Genomic DNA, 22,269 nt, shown 5'->3' on the forward strand with positions numbered 1-22,269 from the left:
GTTGGAACACAGTGGGCATCAATTGCCGTTTCAACAAAAAGTTCTGTACCCGGTGAAGAGTTCAAAGCCTATTTAGCGCAGAATTAAAACACCGATTGCCGTAATGTAAACAGAGAAGTAAACAAAAAAGGGTTAGCCAATGGCTAACCCTTTCTTTTAATTAATTGAAACTCAATTATTTCTTCAGTTTTGTCACTTTTGATTTATTCAATACCGCACGGCGCAGGCGAGCACGACGTTCTGCATCAGACTGATCCGCAGGGTTGTTTGTACGGCCTTGGCGGTCACGGAACGCCGCTTTATTGTGAATTTTATTCAGTAGTGCATCACGGCTCTTAGGTTCATAACCCGCAAGTTGAATACGGCGAATGCGCTGTTTGATTAGGTTTTCAACCTGCTGAAGCGTTAGCTCTTCATCACGGCTAACAAAAGAGACAGCATGACCTTGTAGGCCTGCACGACCTGTACGGCCAATACGGTGTACATAGTCTTCAGCCAAGAAAGGCATGTCAAAGTTAACCACATGCGGTAAGCCTTGGATATCCAAACCACGAGCAGCAACTTCAGTTGCAACCATCACACGTGCTTTGCCTTCTTTGAATTCATCTAGGGCACGGCGGCGTGCACTTTGCGCTTTATCGCCGTGGCAAAGCACAGCTTTGATGCCATCAAGCTTTAGCTCTTTAACGAGTTCGTTGGCTGTTTCTTTGTAGTTAACGAAGACCAGAACCTGTTGCCAGTTTTTCTTACCGATAAGCTCAGACAATAGCTCACGCTTGCGTTCTTGGTCTACTGGGTAAACAACGTGGGCAACCGTGTCGGCGGTAGCATTTTCTGGGCTAACTGAAATACGCTTTGGCTTACGGGTAATTTCGTTTGCCAGTTTGTTCATCTGTGCAGAGAAAGTCGCAGAGAACAACATTGTTTGAGGATGGTTGCGAATATCACCCATGATCATGCGGATGTCAGAGATGAAACCCATATCCAGCATACGGTCTGCTTCATCGAATACCAGGAACTCAAGGTTAGCAAGTGACACATTGCTTAGTTCCATGTGCTCAAGCAGGCGGCCTGGGGTCGCAACCAGAATATCCAAACCAGGCTCAAGTTTTTTCTCTTGAGAGCCCATCTTAGTACCACCGTAAACAGCGGCTACTGAAATATCAGTGTACTTGGTGTAATCCTCAATATTCTTGGCAATTTGTGCGACTAGCTCACGGGTAGGTGCCAAAATAAGCGCCCGCACATTGAAACGGCTTCGAGGCTTAGGGTTGTCCAAGATTTGCTGGATGATCGGCAGAGAGAAAGCGGCTGTTTTACCGGTACCTGTTTGGGCATTGGCAAGAATATCGTTTCCGCGACGAGCGTGTGGGATCGCTTGTTGTTGGATTGGAGTTAATTTCTCATAGCCGCACTCGGTAAGTGCGCGAACAATTTCCTGAGAAAAGTTTTGTGATGCAAATGACATTCTTTATTCCTAAAGCAGACGGCTGAGCCTGACAAAAATATGGCCGAAGATTATAGATGAATATTAGACATATGTGGGGACTAATTTGGAAAAAATGATGTTAATTTCGGCAGTTGGTGTGAGTTTAGCGAAGCTAGTGCCTGATTATTAGGGCTGATAAAGGGTTATACAGCCCAACATGTCGTTTTGTTACCGCTAAGGGCAATCTACTCTTTGAGCTGAGAAGGTGAATTACTCACCTTCAGACATAGTTTCAAATGGTAGTGACATTGTCACTGGATACTCAGCCGGTAGATGACTGTTATTAGTGAAAATTTGATCAAACTGCTTCAGCGGAGAGACTTTCATAGCCGCAAACCGGCCCCATTTGCTGGCATCTGCCACCAACCACTGTTTACGGCTGTTCTTGATTATTGCTTTGGTAATATCCGCTTCAATATTTTCATGCTCCATGACGAAGTGGCTGTCAGTTACTGCGGCGCATCCACAAATACCGATATCTGCCTCAAAGCCATTGAAAAAATCAACCGCGCTACTACCCATAATATCCTGATGTTCACGCCGGAACTGACCACCTGCCAGGTAAATTTCGATGTTCTCGTTGGCTTCTAGAATCTGGACGACTTGAAGGTTGTTGGTGATAACCCGCAATGACTTCTTAGGTAGCAGGTGTTGGGCTAGATGGGCAAGGGTGGTACCAATGCCAATCATGATCGTAGAGCCATCGGGTATGGCAGCAGCAATCTTTGCTGTCAGGTCTCCCTTCGCCTTTGACTCTACTTCTGAGCGGTAACGATAACTTGTATTGGTCATCGATGCGGGCAAACTGACTCCACCATGGACTCGGCGCGCAAGTCCCTGCTCGCAAAGATGATTGACATCCCGCCTGATGGTTTGTGTCGTAACAGAAAACTTCTCAGCGAGATAATCAATTTGCACTTCGCTTTCTGCCCGAATCGTCGCGAGTATCTGTTTTTGGCGGTGATTTAATTCCACTTTTATATTTACCAATCAGTTAGTTAGCCAACATATCGCACAAGTTAAAAGGTATCTGGCTTATCAGTGATGATGCTGTCTACACCTAGATCATAGAAATGCTGTGCTTTCTCGGCGTTGTTCAAGGTCCAGATTTTTAAAACATAACCGGCATCTTTAATGTTTTTGGCAATGGTTGGCGTCAAAATGCGGTGATCAATATGAACGCTGTAAGGCTGGCTTGTTGCAATAGAGGTCAAGCTGTAGTCATTCCATACTTCACAAATAAAACCACGGCGCACTTCAGGCATTTGTTGCTGGCAGAGTTCTAAAGCCGGTTTCTGAAAGCTTGAGAAAAGGAGTTTATCAATTGGGTAATTCTTTTCTTTTATCAACGCAACGACGGCATCGATTAGCGGTGCGGTATGTTCTTCGTGATGGATTTTCAACTCAAGGTTAAGCGTCAAATCAAGTGCCAAGCATGTATCTAATGCTTCACTCAGTGTTGGTATTTTTTCGCCAGTGAATGCTTCACCAAACCAACTTCCCGCATCGAGAGATTTCAATTGCGCTAGAGTTAAGTCAGCAATTTTACCTTTGCCATTGGTGCAACGGTTAACGGTTTCATCATGGAAAACAACAGGAATCCCGTCTGCACTTAACTGAGTGTCGATTTCTACCCAACTAACGCCGGCGTCGGCTGCTTTCTGGATGCTAATTAGGGTGTTTTCGGGAGCTAGGGCTGCGGCACCGCGATGACCAGTGATCATGATATACCTATGATGAATGTTGATGGATGATTATTAATGTTCATTTGAAAATCAGCATAACAGTATTCGGCTAATGTTACCGTATTATGACACTCGAAGTGCGTTCAACAATTGAAAAAGAGACTAATGATATTTACTTAACGTGTTGGATTTATGGCCTGACAAGCATTTTCATATGAATGTTCAAATTGGTTTTATCAATGTTCATATGAATGTAATATTCTCATTTCATACTCGCTGCCGTAAATCGTTTTTCATCCGAATAAATATATTGAAGGCTAAAGGATATGAAAAAGCTACTAGGAACTGTTTTGACCGCTACCGCTCTGCTGGTTGGCTGTGGTGAAGCTGATAACCAAACTGCTGATACAGCAGCTCCGATTGATCTGAACATGAGCTTGGTGTTTACCCAAAATGAGCTGCTGACGCAGGAATTGATCAAAGCAACTGATGCTATCCGTGAGCGTACGGACGGCTCGGTAAACATTAAAGTTTTCCCAGGTGGTCAGCTTCCTGTTTATAAAGATAACCTAGAGCAAGTTGTGAATGGTGCTAACTGGATAGCGGTAGAGGATTTGAGCTACCTAGGCGATTACGTGCCAGATTTTGCCGCTTTAGCAGGCCCAATGCTTTACAACACTTACGATGAATACCTAGCAATGATGAAAACTGACTATGTGGCAGGTTTGTCTGCACAGGCAGAAGCGAAGGGTATCAAAGTACTGAACGCGGATTACATGTTTGGCTTCCGCCACATGATCAGTAACAAAGAGATTGTTAACTCAGAAGACATGAGAGGAATGCGTATCCGTGTTCCTCAAAGCCAACTATTCATCAGTACACTGCAGTCAATGGGTGCAGCCCCTGCAGCATTGCCTTTCCCAGAGACCTATGCCGGTGTCCAGCAAGGTGTTGTTGATGGTCTAGAAGGTTCTATCCTGACAATGTACTCAACCAAGATCTATGAAGTGGCGAAGAACATGTCTTTGACCAAGCACTTCCTTGGTACCGTTGGTATTTATATCTCGCCATCTGTATGGGACAAGTTCAGCCCTGAGCAGCAGCAGATCATTATGGAAGAGCTAGAAGCGGGTGCAGAATCAAATACAGCTGAACTTATCAAGCTGGATCAAGAATACACCGAGAAGCTTGAAGCCCTGGGTGTGACTTTCAATGAAGTTAACTCTGAAGAGTTCAACAAGCTGACAGCTGAGGTATACAACCAGTTCCCAACCTGGAGCGAAGGTGTACACGCCACGATCATGAACGAGCTGGCGACTATCCGAGCTAACGAAGAATAAGCAGTCGCGTCGCTACGCTATGAATCGCCGGTGAAGTAGGGAGCACCGGCGTTTCGTTATCTGCTTAGGAGAACAAAGTGTTTTTAATACGTAACCTAGAAGAGATTTTGGCTTCTATTGCTATCAGCATTACTGTGCTGATGGTCATTGTGAATGTGGTTTTACGTTACGGCTTCGGGTTTGTCGTGCCGTGGAGCGAAGAGCTTTCTGTCGTGTGTTTTATCTGGGCGGTCTATCTGGGCATCAGCTCATGTTACAAGCATAAGCTACATATGGGCGTCGATGTCGTTGTGGCTATGCTACCGAAAAAAGCAAAACGTCCTTTTCATCTGCTGGTATCACTTTTCTTGCTGGCTCTTAATATCTTGATGGCAGTACTGAGCTACCAGTACACGATGTTGTCTAATAAAGTCACTCCGGTGATGGGAATGTCTTACTTCACCATAAATGGTGTGTTGTTTGTCAGCTTCGTGCTGATGGCGCTCCATACGGTGAAATTCATTATCGATGATCTCAACACGCTAAAACGCGGTAAAAAATAGGTCTTGTTGTGGAAAGCTATCTACCTATTGTAATTCTGTTTGTTCTATTTCTTTTGAACATCCCCATTGCCTTTTCGCTGATTGCTTCGGCGATGGTGTATTTTTTGTTTTTGAACAGCTCTATTCCTGTCACTTTGGTGATGCAGCGGTTTATTAGTTCTGCTGAATCTTTTCCTTTGCTGGCGATCCCATTTTTCATCATGGTGGGCTCTGTGATGAACTATGCCGGGATAAGTCGAAGCTTACTTGCATTTGCAGATGCGATGATAGGGCACCGAACCGGTGGCCTTGCTCAGGTTAACGTTTTGCTCAGTACTCTGATGGGCGGGATTTCAGGTTCTGCCAATGCAGACGCAGCGATGCAATCAAAAATTTTGGCCCCTGAAATGACAAAACGTGGCTATGGTCTGCCGTTTACTGCAGCTGTCACTGCGGCATCATCCAGTATCAGTCCCGTCATACCGCCGGGTATCAACCTGATCATCTTTGCTTTGCTGGCAAATGTATCAGTACACCAAATGTTCATCGCAGGCTATGTTCCTGCATTTTTGATGGCAATTTCATTGATGATAACCATCGCCTTTATTGCGAGAAAGCGTAACTACAAGCCATCTCGTAGTGAAGCAGCTTCTGCGAAAGAGCGTTGGCAGTATTTCTTGAAAGCTATCCCGGCCTTGTTGATCCCGTTTGGCATCATCCTTGGGATGCGCTTTGGCCTGTTTACACCGACTGAAGCTGGGGCAATTGCTGTATTGCTCTGTACCATCATCGGGATTTTTATATACCGCCAGCTGGAATTTCGCCACTTCCCGATGATTTTGCGTGAGACTATTCAGGGTACCAGCAGTGTCATGTTTATCATCATTGGTGCAATGGTCTTTGGTTATTACATGACGTTGGAGCAGATCCCGCACAATGTAGCCTCTGCGTTGATTGAGCTGACAGACAATAAGTATGTCTTGTTGCTATTAATCAATATGTTGCTGCTAGTCGTGGGGATGTTTATTGAAGGTGGCGCAGCGATGATTATCCTAACGCCTTTATTGCTACCGGCAGTATTGAACTTAGGTGTCAATCCAGTGCACTTCGGCATCATTATCATCGTCAATATTATGATAGGCGGAGTAACCCCACCGTTTGGCTCGATGATGTTTACCGTGTGTTCCATCCTTAAAGTCAAGATGGTGGATTTTGTTAAAGAAGTACTCCCGCTGCTATTGGCTTTATTTAGTGTATTGATGCTACTAACATTTTCAGAAAGTTTGGTGATGTTCTTGCCGAATATGCTGTAACACGGTTCCCTTGGTTAATCAGCACCAAGGGAGCCACCAAGAAAGATTTGAGGTAATTATGAATTCGCAAGTAACGGACCTATCACCAAATTGGAAAGACATTGAATGGGTGTTGACGGATGTTGACGACACCCTAACTTGGCAAGGGCAACTGCCGCCAGAGACATTAATTTCACTTCAAAAGCTGCGTACAGCTGGAAAGAAAGTCGTTGCGGTGACCGGTGCATGTGCGGGTTGGGGCGATCACATTGCCCAACTGTGGCCAGTTGATGCGGTACTGGCTGAAAATGGCGCCGTGATCATGGAAAAGAAAGACGGCTTTTTGACGATGCGCTCCGATGTACCCATTGAAGATATTCGCAACACGCAGCAGCGCCTTAAAGTAGAGATAGAAGCAATCCTAGCTGATTATCCTGATCTGAATTTGACTCTGGACCAAGCCTATCGGATTTGCGAAGTGGCAATTGATATTGGCCAAAACCGCCCTAAGGTTGACAGTGAAACGGTAAATCAAATTGTTGCACGCATACATGCCTTGGGTGCTAGTGCGACAGCGAGTTCTATCCATATTAATGCTTGGTATGGTGACCATTCCAAGAAAGACACAGCGACGGCCTTCTTAAAGGAAAAAGGTTTGACGGATCAACAAATCAAGCAGACGGCCTGTTATGTGGGTGATTCTATGAATGATCAGTTCATGTTTGAATTGCTCCCAAAGAGTGTAGGTGTGGCAAATATCATGCACTACTGGGATCAATTACAGCATAAACCACAAGTCGTAATGTCAAAGCCGGGAGGCTTTGGTTTCGCAGAGTTTACTGAAAAGCTACTTAGCGTGAAGTGATAAAAAACAGGCCAATAATGGCCTGTTTTTTTATTGCTTCTGTGTTTCGGGCGTACCACCAATCGAAACAAAAACTGTCCGTTTGCAATTCGGGCAGTAGTATTTATATTTGCTTTTGTGCGTGATGTGACGCTCGATAAAACTCCGTTTTATTCGGGTACTTGCTATATGCACCCCACAATCTTTACACATATCCTTATGCTAACCTCTACAGTCGTTTTATTGGCTTATTGTTCAATTTATTGACGCTGTGAATATAAGAGCAAAAAGCCGCTAGCGACGCAATGTATCGTGTCTCATAGATGCGACACTTAAAGGCAACTGCAAGGAGGAAATCTTTGAATAGTCAAAGATTGAAGACATTTTTTGTCAGATTCTTCGCCCAAAGTGTGACGCTTGTTATATAATCAGCTGTCAAGCAATTTACCCAAGCATTTGGTGAAAGGGTATTGCGAAGAAAGATAAGGTAACTACATGAATTTAAATAAAGAGCTTCAGAGTCTAAATAACCGTTTAGATAAACTTCGTCGTAAGTTGGCTGGGGCACAAGAGCGTGGTGATCAGGCGATTGCTGGTCAGGCGACACAAGAAATCGAGACCATTACCAAAAAAATTAATAAAGTTAAGCACCAGACCAAGCGTCAACTTAACAAAAAAGGGTCTGATGTGAAGTCTTTGCCTTTCAACCGCCCACTGACTAAAGCTGAGCAATCTGACATGGGTAAGCTTAAGAAATCAGTAAAAGGTTTGGTTGTTGTTCACCCAATGACTGCACTTGGCCGTGAAATGGGTATCACTGTTGTAACAGGTTATGCTCCTAAAGAGTTTTAATCGGCTGCACAAGGTTCTGGTTATCAGCTAAAACCAGATTTAGCTGGTAAGCCTATAGCGAGGGAGCCATGGGTTCCCTTGTTCTGAATTTCTCCAATCCTAACAACCCACTGGGTGTTGTAATTTAACCATAAACCGGATGCTATCAGGGTAGAGGCAATCAAGGTTTATCGTTACTATCCAGTTGGTTATAAGGATTAATTTGACTTAAAGGAAAGTTGCATGAAGCTGTCTGTTTTGGATCAAGCACTGTTCGATCACCTTTACCGTGATATTCGTGAATTTCGAAATACTTTTGACTTGGATATCGAGTCGCCTTCCAGTTTGAACGAACAGGCTGATGCACTACACACATCGCTGGCGGTTGAAGAGTTAACCGAACTTGCAGAGGCAGACTCTCTAGTAGAGCAAGCAGATGCAATTGTTGACTCTGTGTATGTTCTTATGGGCCGTTTGGTTCATTTAGGTGATGACAAAGTTGAATCAAACGTTGGTATCAGCTATTTGATCGACTTGCTTCTTCAGATTGCCAAGCGCTTAGGCTTTGATTTTGTTTCTTGTTGGGATGAAGTTCATTCAAGCAATATGAGCAAAGTATGCCGTAACGAAACAGAATTTGAAGAAACAAAAGCTTTCTACGCAAAACAAGGTGTAGAAATTGTCGGTAGCCAGAAAGGTGAATTCATTATTGCTAAGTGTGCCAAAGACGTTGATCTTGGTGGCAAGCTTGTTCGCCAGGGTAAAGTACTGAAGTCAGTCTACTACCGTCCTGCTGATCTTGTTAAGCTGGTGACAGCGTAACTTAAATCGGCAACGATAAAGCTCGGTTAGGTGAGAAACTAAGGATTCTTACTGCCGAGCTTTTTTGTATATAGACTTTAATAATCAAGAATAAAGATACTTAAACACTATGCCTTCAAAATCAGAAACTCAGCCTTCTTCTGAAACGTCTCTTGGTCGTCAATTATTTGATATGACTTGGCCAATGCTGTTTGGCGTCCTCTCGCTCATGAGCTTTCAATTGGTTGACAGTGCATTTATTGGTCAGTTAGGTGTGTTGCCGCTTGCTGCACAAGGTTTCACGTTACCCATGCAGATGGTGATCATCGGTCTGCAAGTGGGGTTAGGCATTGCGACTACCTCTTTAATATCCCGTGTGTTAGGTAGTGGTGAATACCAGCGTGCAAAGCAACTGGGTGGGTTGGTTGTTATTACAGGAGCGCTCAGCGTCTTGCTGATTTGCCTATTTATATGGTTTGCACGCGGAGGTATTTTACAGTTGCTGAGTGCACCGCAGGACGTTTATCCCGTGATTGATAGTTATTGGCCGGCATGGTTGGCAAGCTCCTGGTGCGGTGCGATGTTGTACTTTGCTTACAGTTTGTGTCGTGCCAACGGGAATACTATGTTGCCGGGAATCATGATGGTAGTAACTAGCTTACTGAATATGGCTCTTGACCCATTATTTATCTTCACCTTCGATATGGGACTCGTCGGTGCCGCTTGGGCAACCGTTGTCGCCTTCGGTGTCGGTATGATTGCGGTTTACCCCAAGGTGATTCAACGCCACTGGTTGAGCTTTGAGTGGAAGGGCCTGGATATTTTCGCCTCGATGAAAGAGTTGGTGAATATCATGGCACCAGCCATGCTTAGCCAACTATTGCCGCCGTTATCGTCAATGCTGGCGACCAAATTAGTCGCAGGCTTTGGGGCGGCTACCGTTGCCGCTTGGGCGTTAGGCTCAAGGCTGGAGTTTTTCTCTATCGTTATTATCCTTGCACTGACCATGTCTATGCCGCCAATGGTTGGCCGCTGGTTGGGTAAAGGGGAGATAGGTAAGATTAAGTCTCTGGTTTCGCTATCGGTGAAATTTGTCTTGGTATGGCAGTTGGCAATAGCCGTTCTTCTGTTTATCGCGCTTACCCCTCTGACTGATTTGCTCACCAGTGAAGATGCCGTTGGAGATATTCTTGCCATTCATTTAACTTGGGTACCACTGAGCCTTGGTCCATTAGGTATCTGTATGTTGATGGTGTCTATCTGTAATGCGCTGACCATGCCAATGCGAGCTTTGGTGATATCGGCACTACGCCTGTTTGTTTGCTTCCTTCCGCTACTTTGGCTTGGTGCAGAATATGGTGGTATTAAAGGTCTGTTTATTGGCGCTATGCTCGGTAATGTGCTGGCAGGTATCGTGGCCTGGAGTTCATATCAACGGGGTATGCGTGCAGTAGAAACTAAGTTTGCTAACAGCACCCCGTATTAACGTAATAGAATATAACGAAAACAAAAAGTTGGAATGGAACGTATGAAAACTTTTACTATTAATGCGCAAACAATGCATTATCAGGATATCGGTGAAGGCCCGGTACTTGTCTTCGGACACAGTTATTTGTGGGATAGCACCATGTGGGCGCCACAGGTTGAAGTTCTCAGTCAGTCCTATCGCTGTATTGTCCCAGACTTTTGGGGGCACGGCCAGTCATCAGTTGCACCCGAATCAACCTGTACATTAAAAGATTATGCCAATGATGTGTTGGCGCTTCTTGATCATTTGGATATTGATACTTTTTCTCTGATTGGATTGTCTTCCGGGGGAATGTGGGCAACTGAACTTGTGATTAATGCACCAGCACGTGTTAAGAGTTTAGTATTGATGGATACCTTCGTTGGCTTAGAGCCAGAAGTTGTTCACACCAAGTATTTTGCCAAGATGGCTGAAATGGAAGCGCATTCGGCACTTACCTCTGATATCGTTGAGTTTTTTGATGACCGTCAGTTTGCAGGTGTAGACAGTAGCGATCCAATTCGTCACACATTCCGTGAAAACCTGTTGGCATCAACAAAAGAGAAAGCGCATGCGTTGGCTAAGGCTGGTCGTATGATTTTTGGGCGTCGAGATATGTTCGAAGATGCAGAGATGTTTGCCTTGCCAACCTTGATTATGGTCGGTGCGAAAGATGCAATGCGCCCAGTTCTAGAATCTCAACTGATGCACGACGGGATCACTGGCAGTGAATTTGTTCTGATCCCCAATGCGGGTCATATTAGTAACCTAGAGCAGCCTGAATTTGTCACTGACAAACTGCGTGCCTTCTTATCCCAACACGCTAGCTAATACCATTTAGTTAGGGATAGCGGAAACTAAAGAGCCAGTCATAGAAATGACTGGCTCTTTATTAGGCACAACTTACAGGCAGGAAAGTATTAGTCAATTTGCTCGCAATAAAGTGGTTGGCCTGCTGCTTTTGCTGCGAGGGAGTGTTGCATCTCACTAATCAATGCTGATTGGTTAGGTACAGGCAAAGCGGCGACATCACAGATTAAAGTACCGTGCTCGGTATCATGGAACAACATGCCACACGCTGCAGGCTTACCTTTGAAGAATCCAACAAATAGCTGTGCAGGAGAGTCTTCTTCAAACATGATTTGGGTAAGGTATTCAATCAAGGCTTCTTTGTCGGATTCATTTTGCCAGCGGTTGGCAAGGACAAGCGAGTATCGAATAGTGAGGGGATGGCAGTCTACTGGGTAGATGGTCAGTGAGTTTGAGCTTTCAGAATCAAGAGCTTGGTGGGGCTCAAAAGTTAATGATTTCTGGGCGGCTTGATATAAGGCAAGTCCTTTTTCACTGAGGGGGGTTGGGAACTCCGCTTCGGTGATATGGCTTGCCATCCACCGGTTTTTTCGTTCGATGAGTTGTTTCATCTGGACTACTGACCGTTCTTTTTGCTTTGATTGCCAACACCATACCGCAAAAGAAACCTTCTGGGTATGGCTTGCGATTTATTTGCTCAATTAATGACTGATTATAACCTCATCGTTGGCAACACGATGTCTCTCGCTGTAAATGCCATCTTCGGCACGCTTACCACAACTTACGATCATAGTGATTTCAGCGTCCTTATGTAGCCCCAGCAGGGCTTTGGCGCGCTTGGAGTCAAAACCTTCCATCGGACACGTATCATAGCCTTCGGCTCGCATCGCAGTCATGAATGTCATTGCAGCGAGTGAACTGCTTTTGTGCAGGCAGACACGTACATCCGCTTTGCTAACTTCCCTCACCATCGGCTTGTTGAAACCAAGAATGTTACTGAGGATCTTTCTGCCAAGACCGAGGATCCCGAAGCGATCATTGTTGTAAACGAACGGGATTAACTTTTCATAATATTTCAGTGCACGCTTGGCGGTTGCATCTTCACGGCCTTCGAAAGCGCCTCGAATTGTAGCCGCATTCATTTCTGCTCGGCCTTTCCACTTATGTGGCGTCACAACAAAAGCGACCAGTTCGTTCGCTGTTTTTGCGGCGTTTTGTCCCATGCAATGACGTGCAAGTTGTTCACGTTTATCTTCGCTAACCACACGGTGAAATTCCCATAATTGCATGTTAGAACTATTAGGAGAGAGTATGGCCAATTCAAGTGAACGGGTGACAGCTTGGTGATCAAAAGGGGCTGATTGGTCATATTTGCGCACTGAGCGTCGTGAGTGGATGATTTCAGTTAATACAGTAGTTGATTCAGACATAGTGGTTAATCAAGTAAAAAGCTTGAGCTCACTATACCTGTTTTGCCAACCTCCCCAAAGTTGATGTCGCTATTAACTTAGTGCTTATCAAAGAAGTCTTTGTTTCGGATGTACTTATTCATGTAATGGTAGGTGATAGGCCTCAGCAACCAACTCACGATAGAGCGGTATAGCCTCGCCATGGTCGGCGTATCTTCATAAATTTTACCGTTGTGAAGCCAAAGGACTTTGCCTACATGCCAGAACATAAAGGGAATAGGCGGTAGAAAAGTCACAATGTCCAAATCACAGCAGATACGGTAGGTGCGTTTAGCAAGTGGGTAATGCTGTTTGAAATTCCAGAAACCTGTCGCGGGCTGGCCAAACGTCACGATCCGTTTAATGGCGGCGGGCTGATGCTGATATAGCCGGTGGGCGACTAAAATCGCCATTGCTCCTCCTGATGAGTGGCCGGTGAAGGTGACTCTTTTACCTTGTTGTATTAGGGGAAGTAGAACGGACTCTATCTGATCATATAACGTAAGCGCAGTTTGCTTGTGGTTTTTCTCGCTAGCCTGCATAAATTCGACGTTCATGGCGTCACTTAAGTGAGGGTTAGGCTTGATCGTGTTGGCTTTGCTATGTTGTTCAAGCAAAGAGTAATACCCCCAATGAACATGGCAATCGTGATCACCGGAGCGGATTTTTTTGGGAAAGAAAGCCAGATTGATTAACCAATCCCAGATGCTTTGCGAACCTTTAAAGACCACGACAACTTCATTTCTCTCTCCCCACAGAATACGAATAATAGTGCGCCCCCAACGGTCTGTGACTTCATGGCGACCATTTTTATCGAATCCATACAGGGTGTGGTTAAAGGTTGTGGGGTAGGCGAGGTTACAAAGAATGGCATAGCGTTCATATTGGTATCGCTTCAAAGGTTTCATTCAACGCTGTTCCTCACCGCACAGATGACTAAAACATATAGCTTAAGTATGTGACATTTCTAATAAGCTAATGGCTTGATAATGATCACTGTGTGAAATAATAACTGTCATGCAAGCCTTGTAAGATGAATAAATCATTGCATATAGATCAAATTTTATGAAATACCTTGCTTAATATTTGTCCAATGACGTTGCAATTTGATATAAGAATAGGTGGCTGGATTTTCATGCTTTTTTAACTATTTAGTAGATACATGGCAGGAACACATGATGGATTATGATGTTAACTCTCACCCTTTTATGAAATTTAGCGAAGCGGCTCAACCTGAGGCGTTCGTAAAACACTTTCAACAGATGATGTTAGCTGGCAAAGCTTTCGAAACCATGACCGTAGATAGCACTAGGCGACTACTTGAGCAGAGCTATCAGCAAAGCTTCAAATTGATTGAAGAAATGGATAAGCAATTTGCCAGTAAAAACGATCAACAACAATCCTTGTGCTTCCCTTTTGATCTTATGGATCAAATGACAAGGAATATGGCCGACCAATGGAGCGCATTAGCGGGTTTGCCAACGAGCGCGAATGAAGAATTTGCTCAAGAGTTAGAACTGGCTAAGGCAAAAGAAGCTGAGTTACTGGCACAGGTAACGGTTCAAGAAGGCAAAATTGAAGAAATGGCCAAGTCTTTGGCAAAAAGTGATGACGATGTCACTAAAGCCACCAAAGCCAAACAAACGGCACAGCGTAATGCTCGCAAAGCAAAAGCCGATCTAGAAGCTGCTATGGAAACCAACAAACAGCTTGAAGAGCAAGTTAATTTGCTTGAGGCTGATAAGGTCGCGGCCCAACAAGATAATCAATCGCTGAATAAGCAAAATGCTGAATTGAAGCAACAGCTTGCGAAATTACAAAGTCAATTGGAAGCCGTTAGCCAAAGCTCATAATCATTTCCGTTTACCTATAAGTATAAAGCGCCTCTGGGCGCTTTTTTCTTTTTAAATCAACCATACTCAATCCGTGAACTATCTATGTGTTTTTTGTTGTCTTTGTGTTAATACTAGTAACGTTAATGCGCATTGAATTGAAGCCCTTGATATCGCCTTCAGCAAGGGGAAGGAGTAACTATGAGTAAGAGACAACGGGAAGTCACATTACGTTTTTTGGCCGAGCCAGGAGATGTTAATTTTGGTGGTAAAGTGCACGGTGGGGCCGTAATGAAATGGATCGACCTTGCCGCTTATGCGTGTTCGGCGGGTTGGAGTGGTAAGTACTGTATAACGGCTTACGCTGGTGGCATTCGTTTCGTAAAGCCTATCCATGTAGGTAATCTGGTAGAAGTTACTGCCAAGGTCATTTATACGGGGCGTTCATCGATGCATATTGCGATAGATGTACAGGCGAGTGATCCAAAAGAATTGAACAATCAACTCACCACTCATTGCATCGTGATTATGGTTGCTGTGGATGAGCAAGGCCAGCCGACCGATGTTCCAGAATGGGTACCACAAACTGATGAAGATAAAGTACTCAGGGAGTCGGCAATCAAGTTGATGAACATGCGTAAGGAAATAGGCGAAGAAATGGAAGCGCATGTGAAGTATATAAAATGATCAAAGACATACCGTAACCGGGTGATGAAATTTGGGATAGATCAACGAATCGACAGGAAATAAAGACAAAACAGTAATGATAGTTATAATCATTACTGTTTGATTTTATGTGATGGAAGTTTGTAATGAATCCTGTTGTTTTGTTTGGTGCAAGCCGTGGCCTTGGTTTTGAAGTTGCTCGCTATTTTCGAGAGCAGGGCGTAGAAGTCTATTCAATGGTACGTAAACCAGAAAGTGCCGCAGCGCTTGAAGATATGGGGGTTAACGTGATTTTGGGTGATGCACTTGATCAAGCGAGCATTAATAGCCTGTTGGACTCAGCACCTGATAATGCAGTAGCCATATCGACAATGGGGAGCTTTCAGGCTGAGATACCTGTCGACTATTTGGGTCACCGCTTAGTCATCGATGAATTGGAACAGCGTAATATCCGTCGGTTTGTCATGGTCACTTCATTAGGGTGTGGTGATTCGTGGGCTTATTTATCTGACAAAGCTAAAGCTGTGTTTGGCAAAGCGGTACGTGAGAAGAGCCTTGCAGAATCTTGGTTATCAACAAGCCAGTTGGATTACACCATACTTCGTCCGGGTGGTTTGCAAGATGGGGAAGTGACTGAGCAAGGTAAACTGTCACAAGATTGCGAAGTGCATGGTTTGATCACTCGAGCAGAAGTGGCACGTCTTATTTATCAGGTTTTGAACGATGAAAAGACGGTCGGGCAAATTTATGCCTGCGTCGATCCTGAATTCACAAGTCGCTTTAAGCGATAAGCAAAGTCTTCGGGCAGTTGAACTTTGAAAGCCATCAGAAATGATGGCTTTTTTTTGTTGCTAAATGTTTAACCAATTGACCTAAAAGTTAATGAAGGCTATTCTAGCTTACAGTTGTACGCTCAATGGATAGGATCAAAAGGATGACCTCTACCAAACCTCCTGTATTGTGGTTAAATGTTGCAATATTCACCGTTACATTCCTCATTGCTGTTATAGCGACCCCACTTTATGCATATTTCGTCGGCTTTGATGCTGCGCAATGGCTTATGCTGCTTTTTGCTTTCTCGTTCTGTGGGATGTCTATAACTGCGGGCTACCACCGCTTATGGTCGCACAAAACGTATGAAGCCAATGCCGTTGTTAGGTTTATCTTTGCGATTGGTGGTGCGTTTGCGTTGCAAAACAGTATCTTGCATTGGTCTTCTGACCATCGTGTTCACCACCGTTATGTTGATAATAACGACAAAGACCCATATTCCGCCAAGATGGGCTTCTTCTATAGCCATATCGGCTGGATGCTAAGAGAGTACCAAGCAAGTCGATACAGTGATTACACCAATTGCCGTGACTTGCAGAAAGATAAAATTGTTATGTGGCAGCACAAGTACTACGTGCCATTGGCTTTAGCCACAAACTTCGGCATCCCTCTAGTGTTTGGCTTGATCCATGGTGATGTCTGGGGGGCGTTATTGCTGGTGGGGGTAGTGCGTTTGGTATTAAGTCACCACACAACCTTCTTTATTAACTCTCTGGCCCACGTATGGGGCTCCCAGCCATATACAGAAAAGAACACGGCTCGTGATAATGGGTTACTGGCCCTGCTGACATTCGGTGAGGGCTATCATAACTTCCACCATATTTTTGAGAATGATTACCGCAACGGTATTCGCTGGTGGCAGTTTGATCCAACTAAATGGTTGATTAAAGCTTTGTCATGGTTTGGTGCAACGAAGAACCTACGGACAAGCCCTGAGGATCGGATTGAAAAAGCTAGAGCTAAAATGCTTCATAAACGCATCCAAGAGAAGTTGATGGGCACTGCAGAAAGCCAAAACACCCAAGTCAAATTGGCACGGCTTGATGAGGAATACGAATTGCTGCTGCAGAAAATTGCTGATTACTATGCTGCTAAAAAACGTCTAATAGAGCTAAAGAAGAAGAAATTACTCAAGCACTACGAGAGTTTTGAGTTTTTACAGCAATACAATGAAATGAAGCGTATGCTCGAAGAACAGCGAAAATCTTGGCAACAACTCACGGCACAATATGTGTAAAAATAGTTAGATAGCTTGAAAAAGGCGGGGAATTTCCCCGCCTTTTTTTTTGACTTAATGATTGGTCACAAGTTAAGCTCTTATAAAATGATTGACGTTTTGTTGACGTAGCGATGTAAGGTCACCAGTAGAATTGTCAAAGATTGTCTCATTTTTGCAAAGGCTGTTATTCATAGAATTAAGCAGAATGAGATTTGCCATAATTAGGGGATGTATAGATGGAGGTACTGGTGTGAGACGCTTGTTGTTAATGGTACTCGCTGGTGTAATGTCGTGCTCTGTTCAAGCAGTTGAATATCAAAAACCTGATGCCGATAGTAAATTAGTCGGTGTTATGGAGTACTACCAAGTCGTTAGAGGTGACAGCCTGCTGGATATCGCCAATAAATACAATATTGGTCTTTTGCAGTTGATGGCTGCAAATCCAGGGGTTGATCCATTTTTGCCAACACCTGGCTCTTTGTTGACGGTTCCGATGCAACTTGTGCTGCCGAACGCGAAACGACAGGGGATAGTGATAAACCTTGCTGAGCTACGTTTGTACTATTTCCCTAAAGATAGCGACAGAATGTATGTATTCCCGATTGGAATTGGCCGTGTTGGTCGTGAAACACCAAAGATGACGACCAGCATTAGTCAGATGATTGAGGATCCGACCTGGACCCCAACAGCGAACATTCGCAAAGAGTACCGAGAGAAACATAATATTGAACTGCCTGCGGTAGTTCCGGCTGGTCCGGAGAATCCAATGGGAGAATATGCGATGCGCCTTTCATATGGCAGCGGTCAGTACTTGATCCACGGTACCAACAAAGACTTTGGTATTGGTATGCGAGTGAGCTCTGGCTGTATACGCATGAACCCTTGGGATGTTGAATGGTTGTTTAGCCAAGTAGGGCGAGGAACGCGGGTTCAGATCATCAACCAACCTGTCAAACACACGGTTGAGCCTGATGGCAGTGTGTATGTAGAAGTACATGAACCTTTGTCTCGAAACGAGAACCAGATGGGTGAGTTTAAGACTGTTAAAGCGCCTGAGAGCCTTAAAGCTGAAGTGGCGGGAAGTGATGACGCTTACCAGAACCTTGAGCTAGCGCTTTTGAAGCAATCTGGTGTGCCACAGCGACTAAACTAAGGTTTTGAAAGTCTCCGTGTCCATTCTGTTTTAATTGAAAAGAAAGCCACCTGACGGTGGCTTTCTTATTTGTGGATGGCTTATAGCGCTTCACCGAGAACAGGGATTGCAAGAGAGGAAAGCAATTCTGGAGTGGTGTTCAATGACTCTGCAATTTGCGGTATTTTACGGCCAGAGCGAGATAGCTTGAGCGCTTCGCGCATGAGTAGGCAAGACTCGATCTCTTTTACCGAGAAACCTGTGTACTTAGCGATCTCTTCAATTGCCTTGCTATCCGTTACCTTGTCACCTTTAAGCAGCGAAGTCAGGCACAGTTGGTGATGGCCACTCAAAGAAGGGCTAGTCGATTTACTATTAACTTTTAGCTTTGCGACTTGATCGGCCAAAACACGTAGGAGGTTACCGCTTTCTCCTTCTAGTGATACCTCTTTATCCATTTTAAGCCATTTATTAAGCTCTATTGAAACCGCAGAAATCAGCGGTGTCATTCGAAAGAACCCAGCTTCACGACAGATAGGCGTCGTCAGGCGTTGTGAAAATTCAACTTTGTTATAAGTTGAACCAGGCATGATAGTAACAGCATGAAGACAGTCAAAAGGGATAAAAAAACCGTTGCCGGCTGTCACAGTATACTCGGCCTTGCCTAGACGGATGAAAGCGCATCCTGAAGTCATGATAAGCATGTAGGCAGTATGACTTTTTCTTCTAGACCCGACGTCTAAAAAGGAGTGTTGATGCAGTGAATAATCAATAGCCTGTTTCATAGTAAATCTCTAGCAAATTAGCTGACACATGTTGTTCGCTTTTATTGTAAGCGTCAACTGATCGGTTGATTTTAACAGATAAATGATGGTTTTTTGGCTAGAAATGCTATCAGACAGGCAGACTTTACAGCATTGAAAGGTTAAAGTGCTTGAAATTGATACACTTTAATCTGGTAAGACCTCCAACCATCAGGTTGTTTGGGGTATGTCATTGGGTAAATCTAATAAATCTGCGTAAAATATCGCAGTTTTTTCAACATATGAAGCATTACAGTGCAGTCTAATAACGATATTTACAAAGAAATTCGCCCTTACAATGACGAAGAAGTCAGTGGGGCTATTACGCGTCTGGTAAACGATAAAGAATTCATAAATGCCATCCTTAACTACCGCTTCCCACAATTATCAGGTGTGTTCGGTTGGTTACTGACGCCTCTGATTAAGCGATTCCTTATAAACAAGTGGTCAAATATTAAATCTGTCGATGATGTTCAGCGCCAAATTGCCAAATATATGCATGCGACAATTGACCATTCCTGTGACGGTGTCACTTTTAGTGGGTTGGACAAGCTAGATCCGAATAAATCCTATCTATTTGTGTCGAACCATAGAGATATTGCGATGGATCCGGCTATGGTGAACTGGTGCCTTTACAATAACGGCTTCGATACAGTTCGCATTGCAATTGGTGACAACCTGCTGAAAAAGCCTTGTGCGACAGAGTTAATGCGACTTAACAAGAGTTTCATTGTTAAACGCTCGGCAAAAGGGCCTCGTGAGATGATGAAAGCATTAGGCCTGCTTTCTAGTTATATTTCTCATTCTTTAGAGACTGGAAACTCCATTTGGATTGCGCAGAAAGAAGGCCGAGCCAAAGACGGTAATGACAAAACAGATCCTGCTATCCTGAAAATGTTTTACATGGATGGCCGTAAGCAGAAAATCGATTTTTCTGATTACATGTCGCAGTTAAATATCGTTCCGGTTGCCATCTCCTATGAAAACGATCCATGTGATGTAGCTAAAGCGAAAGAGCTTTACCAGAAAGAGACTGAAGGCAGTTACGAGAAAGGTGAGTTCGAAGATATTGAAAGCATCATCCAGGGCATCGTTGGCCAGAAGCGACGTATTCACGTTAGCTTTGGTGATGTCATTGGCGCTGGCTTTGAAACTCCGGAATCTTTGGCTGATGAAATAGACCGACAGATCACCTCGAACTATCATTTATTCCCAGCTAATTACATTGCCGCTGGTATGACTGATAGTTCTGTGGATGAAGCAGAGGTTGCCCGGTTCAATGAAAAGTTCGTTGACCTGCCTGAAGGCGTAGTCGCTATCTTGAAGCAGATGTACGCAATACCCGCTCAGAAAAAGCTACAGTAAAAAATGAAAAGCAGCCAATTGGCTGCTTTTTAGTAAGGTAAGAAACCGTCATTAACGCGAGCTAGAATCTCGCATCATTGGTCGGACTAAGTGTACGCACTATTGATTTAGGTGATAACACCTCGACGCGTCGGTTCCGTTGCCTGTCGACAGGGCGGTCACCAGTACTTAATGGCTCTGTACTTCCAGCAGAGACGATTTGAATGCGCTCCTCTTCAACGCCAAAGACAGAAGAGATATAAATCGCTACTGTAAATGCCCGTTCGTATGAAAGGCCAATATTATCGTCTTCATTAGCAAACTCGTCGCTATGCCCAACCACGATGACATAACTGTCAGGGTGCTGTCTTAACCTGACCGCGATTGGGTCGAGCAAAAGCTGTCCATCTGGTGTTAAGTCGAAACTTTCCATATCAAAATACACAGTAGTGCGAAGTTCCGGCAATTCTGTCAGCAGGATTTGAGCATTAGGCACTACATTCTCACTACCGCTAGATTGAGACGTCGCTGGAGGGGTGACGCTGTCACTGCCGTTGCCACAGCCCAAAGCAAGGGAAACGACCACAAGGGGAATGGCGCGGGAAAAAAATTTAGCGACAGAAGCTGATAGTGTATTCAAACCAACTAAACCTAATTCTAAAGTCATATATGTTAGGTTTAGCTGATTTGAAGCGAATCACAACTGCGAAAATAAGATAGCTAGGTTGATCAACGAGCTACAGGATTGGGGGTGCGATAAGGTGGTACTGACATGCGCTCAGCCATGAAGTCAATAAATGAACGGACCTTTGGCGCAAGGTATTTCCTGCGAGGATAAACAGCATAAATGGGTAACTCAACATCCGCTTTCCACTCAGGGAGCAGTTGAACTAGTTTGCCAGTCTCAATTTCATCAGTGATCAAGTAAGTGGCTAGATATGCAATCCCTAATCCAGACATGGCGGCATCGAGCACTGCTGGCGCATTATCTATACGGTAATTACCACGAGCACGAATTGACTGTCTTACGCCATCCCTGGTGAACTCCCAGTTGATATATTTACGTTCGCGGCTTTGATAAGTAATACAGTTGTGCTGGCGTAAATCCCCCGGTACTTTTGGCACGCCATGTTCTTTTATATATTCAGGAGAGGCCACAACCGCGAAATGACAATCAGCAAGACGGCGGGCAACCATACCTTCTGGAGGATGCTCGTGAATAGCAACCCAGCAATCAAAACCTTCTTCAAGTAGGTTAGGGCGGTGATCGAAAAGGCTCACCTCTAATTCTAAGCCGGGATGCTCTTTTTGGAATTCAGCCAGTGCAGAAGTAATGTGGGGATTACCGAAAGACTGGGCAATACCAATACGTAATACGCCTTTAATCTCGTTTCGATAACCTGCAACAAGCGCTTCAGCCTCGTTTACCGTATCAAGCAATTGTTGGCCATACTCAGCATATTGAAGACCTATCTCGGTTAGGGCGACGGTACGAGTACTGCGCTGTACAAGTTGACAACCAAGTCGTTCTTCCAAAAAGCGGATTTGTTTACTGACTTGAGATTTTGAAATCCCGAGGCGTTCTGCGGCCCTTGTAAAGTTTTGCTCATGGCCGACAGTGGCAAGGATCACCATTTGTTGCAGATTTTCTAGCATAGTTCAGACCAACTTCATGTTAACTCAGGAATTATATCATTGAACATGAATAGGGAGAATCACTGTCCAACTTATATGAAGACGCCAGTTAAGATGTTGGTGAGCGAGTCATGCATCAATAGCGACTCGTTGAAGGTGAATCAATTGATTGAAATCACACAGATAAAGGAAATATATCTAATGACATTCTCTAATTAAATCAGAAGCTTGGCGGTATT

General features: G+C 44.3%; 23 protein-coding genes. 14 read left to right on the forward strand and 9 right to left on the reverse strand.

The window, feature by feature from the left end; all coding sequences use genetic code 11:
• Positions 1–175: 175 nt before the first annotated feature.
• From BIZ37_RS18165 to BIZ37_RS18175, 3 genes are all read right to left on the reverse strand, one after another.
• Positions 176–1,468 (reverse strand): DEAD/DEAH box helicase, encoded by a 1,293-nt coding sequence (locus tag BIZ37_RS18165; RefSeq protein WP_107296639.1) that lies wholly within the window; start codon positions 1,466–1,468, stop codon positions 176–178.
• A gap of 231 nt (positions 1,469–1,699) precedes the next feature.
• Positions 1,700–2,464 (reverse strand): DeoR/GlpR family DNA-binding transcription regulator, encoded by a 765-nt coding sequence (locus tag BIZ37_RS18170; protein ID WP_187462685.1) that lies wholly within the window; start codon positions 2,462–2,464, stop codon positions 1,700–1,702.
• A gap of 44 nt (positions 2,465–2,508) precedes the next feature.
• Positions 2,509–3,213 (reverse strand): glycerophosphoryl diester phosphodiesterase, encoded by a 705-nt coding sequence (locus BIZ37_RS18175; protein ID WP_187462686.1) that lies wholly within the window; start codon positions 3,211–3,213, stop codon positions 2,509–2,511.
• A gap of 287 nt (positions 3,214–3,500) precedes the next feature.
• Between BIZ37_RS18175 and BIZ37_RS18180 the strand changes: the two genes are divergently transcribed.
• The 8 genes from BIZ37_RS18180 to BIZ37_RS18215 all read left to right on the forward strand — a co-directional run bounded on the left by BIZ37_RS18180 (position 3,501) and on the right by BIZ37_RS18215 (position 11,141).
• Complete coding sequence (locus BIZ37_RS18180) at positions 3,501–4,514, forward strand: C4-dicarboxylate TRAP transporter substrate-binding protein (RefSeq protein WP_187462687.1); 1,014 nt, start codon at positions 3,501–3,503, stop codon at positions 4,512–4,514.
• A 77-nt stretch (positions 4,515–4,591) separates the two neighbouring features.
• The gene (locus tag BIZ37_RS18185) at positions 4,592–5,056 is read left to right on the forward strand and encodes a TRAP transporter small permease (protein ID WP_107296635.1); all 465 of its coding nucleotides are present in this window, start codon (positions 4,592–4,594) and stop codon (positions 5,054–5,056) included.
• 8 nt (positions 5,057–5,064) lie between these two features.
• On the forward strand, positions 5,065–6,348 hold the full coding sequence (locus tag BIZ37_RS18190; protein ID WP_187462688.1) for a TRAP transporter large permease: 1,284 nt from the start codon (positions 5,065–5,067) through the stop codon (positions 6,346–6,348).
• A 58-nt stretch (positions 6,349–6,406) separates the two neighbouring features.
• Positions 6,407–7,192 carry an HAD-IIB family hydrolase gene (locus BIZ37_RS18195; protein WP_187462689.1) on the forward strand — a complete coding sequence of 262 codons (786 nt, stop codon included), beginning with the start codon at positions 6,407–6,409 and terminating at the stop codon, positions 7,190–7,192.
• Positions 7,193–7,666: 474 nt separating this feature from the next.
• Positions 7,667–8,023 (forward strand): YibL family ribosome-associated protein, encoded by a 357-nt coding sequence (locus BIZ37_RS18200; RefSeq protein ID WP_187462690.1) that lies wholly within the window; start codon positions 7,667–7,669, stop codon positions 8,021–8,023.
• A 222-nt stretch (positions 8,024–8,245) separates the two neighbouring features.
• Complete coding sequence (locus tag BIZ37_RS18205) at positions 8,246–8,824, forward strand: nucleoside triphosphate pyrophosphohydrolase family protein (protein ID WP_107296631.1); 579 nt, start codon at positions 8,246–8,248, stop codon at positions 8,822–8,824.
• A 109-nt stretch (positions 8,825–8,933) separates the two neighbouring features.
• Entirely contained in the window at positions 8,934–10,289 is a 1,356-nt protein-coding gene (locus BIZ37_RS18210) for an MATE family efflux transporter (protein ID WP_255526808.1), read from the forward strand.
• Positions 10,290–10,331: 42 nt separating this feature from the next.
• Positions 10,332–11,141, forward strand: coding sequence for an alpha/beta fold hydrolase (locus BIZ37_RS18215; RefSeq protein ID WP_187462691.1), 810 nt, complete (start codon positions 10,332–10,334; stop codon positions 11,139–11,141).
• An 89-nt stretch (positions 11,142–11,230) separates the two neighbouring features.
• Here BIZ37_RS18215 and BIZ37_RS18220 read toward each other — a convergent pair whose 3' ends face one another.
• From BIZ37_RS18220 to BIZ37_RS18230, 3 genes are all read right to left on the reverse strand, one after another.
• Complete coding sequence (locus tag BIZ37_RS18220; RefSeq protein ID WP_187462692.1) at positions 11,231–11,731, reverse strand: hypothetical protein; 501 nt, start codon at positions 11,729–11,731, stop codon at positions 11,231–11,233.
• A gap of 90 nt (positions 11,732–11,821) precedes the next feature.
• Positions 11,822–12,550 (reverse strand): nitroreductase family protein, encoded by a 729-nt coding sequence (locus BIZ37_RS18225; RefSeq protein WP_187462693.1) that lies wholly within the window; start codon positions 12,548–12,550, stop codon positions 11,822–11,824.
• A 77-nt stretch (positions 12,551–12,627) separates the two neighbouring features.
• The gene (locus BIZ37_RS18230) at positions 12,628–13,476 is read right to left on the reverse strand and encodes a lipase (RefSeq protein WP_187462694.1); all 849 of its coding nucleotides are present in this window, start codon (positions 13,474–13,476) and stop codon (positions 12,628–12,630) included.
• A 213-nt stretch (positions 13,477–13,689) separates the two neighbouring features.
• On the opposite strand from BIZ37_RS18230, the gene BIZ37_RS18235 reads away from it, so the two are divergent.
• The 5 genes from BIZ37_RS18235 to BIZ37_RS18255 all read left to right on the forward strand — a co-directional run bounded on the left by BIZ37_RS18235 (position 13,690) and on the right by BIZ37_RS18255 (position 18,269).
• Entirely contained in the window at positions 13,690–14,421 is a 732-nt protein-coding gene (locus tag BIZ37_RS18235; RefSeq protein WP_187462695.1) for a hypothetical protein, read from the forward strand.
• 180 nt (positions 14,422–14,601) lie between these two features.
• Positions 14,602–15,087, forward strand: coding sequence for an acyl-CoA thioesterase (locus tag BIZ37_RS18240; protein WP_107296625.1), 486 nt, complete (start codon positions 14,602–14,604; stop codon positions 15,085–15,087).
• A gap of 125 nt (positions 15,088–15,212) precedes the next feature.
• Entirely contained in the window at positions 15,213–15,857 is a 645-nt protein-coding gene (locus BIZ37_RS18245) for an SDR family oxidoreductase (protein WP_187462696.1), read from the forward strand.
• 125 nt (positions 15,858–15,982) lie between these two features.
• Positions 15,983–17,134, forward strand: coding sequence for a fatty acid desaturase (locus tag BIZ37_RS18250; protein WP_187462697.1), 1,152 nt, complete (start codon positions 15,983–15,985; stop codon positions 17,132–17,134).
• A gap of 232 nt (positions 17,135–17,366) precedes the next feature.
• A complete protein-coding gene (locus BIZ37_RS18255) occupies positions 17,367–18,269 on the forward strand; it encodes a L,D-transpeptidase family protein (protein ID WP_370577391.1) in 903 nt (300 codons plus the stop codon).
• 80 nt (positions 18,270–18,349) lie between these two features.
• On the opposite strand, the gene BIZ37_RS18260 is transcribed toward BIZ37_RS18255, so the two are convergent.
• A complete protein-coding gene (locus tag BIZ37_RS18260; RefSeq protein ID WP_255526809.1) occupies positions 18,350–18,943 on the reverse strand; it encodes a hypothetical protein in 594 nt (197 codons plus the stop codon).
• Positions 18,944–19,306: 363 nt separating this feature from the next.
• Between BIZ37_RS18260 and BIZ37_RS18265 the strand changes: the two genes are divergently transcribed.
• Complete coding sequence (locus BIZ37_RS18265; RefSeq protein ID WP_187462700.1) at positions 19,307–20,416, forward strand: 1-acyl-sn-glycerol-3-phosphate acyltransferase; 1,110 nt, start codon at positions 19,307–19,309, stop codon at positions 20,414–20,416.
• A gap of 61 nt (positions 20,417–20,477) precedes the next feature.
• Here BIZ37_RS18265 and BIZ37_RS18270 read toward each other — a convergent pair whose 3' ends face one another.
• Both BIZ37_RS18270 and BIZ37_RS18275 read right to left on the reverse strand, forming a co-directional pair.
• Positions 20,478–20,981: an OmpA family protein gene (locus BIZ37_RS18270; RefSeq protein WP_187462701.1), complete on the reverse strand. Its 504-nt coding sequence runs from the start codon at positions 20,979–20,981 to the stop codon at positions 20,478–20,480.
• A 143-nt stretch (positions 20,982–21,124) separates the two neighbouring features.
• A complete protein-coding gene (locus BIZ37_RS18275; RefSeq protein ID WP_187462702.1) occupies positions 21,125–22,051 on the reverse strand; it encodes a LysR family transcriptional regulator in 927 nt (308 codons plus the stop codon).
• Positions 22,052–22,269 lie beyond the last annotated feature (218 nt).

The sequence above is a fragment of the Photobacterium sp. BZF1 genome, assembly GCF_014349205.1.
In the GTDB taxonomy this organism is placed as follows: domain Bacteria; phylum Pseudomonadota; class Gammaproteobacteria; order Enterobacterales; family Vibrionaceae; genus Photobacterium.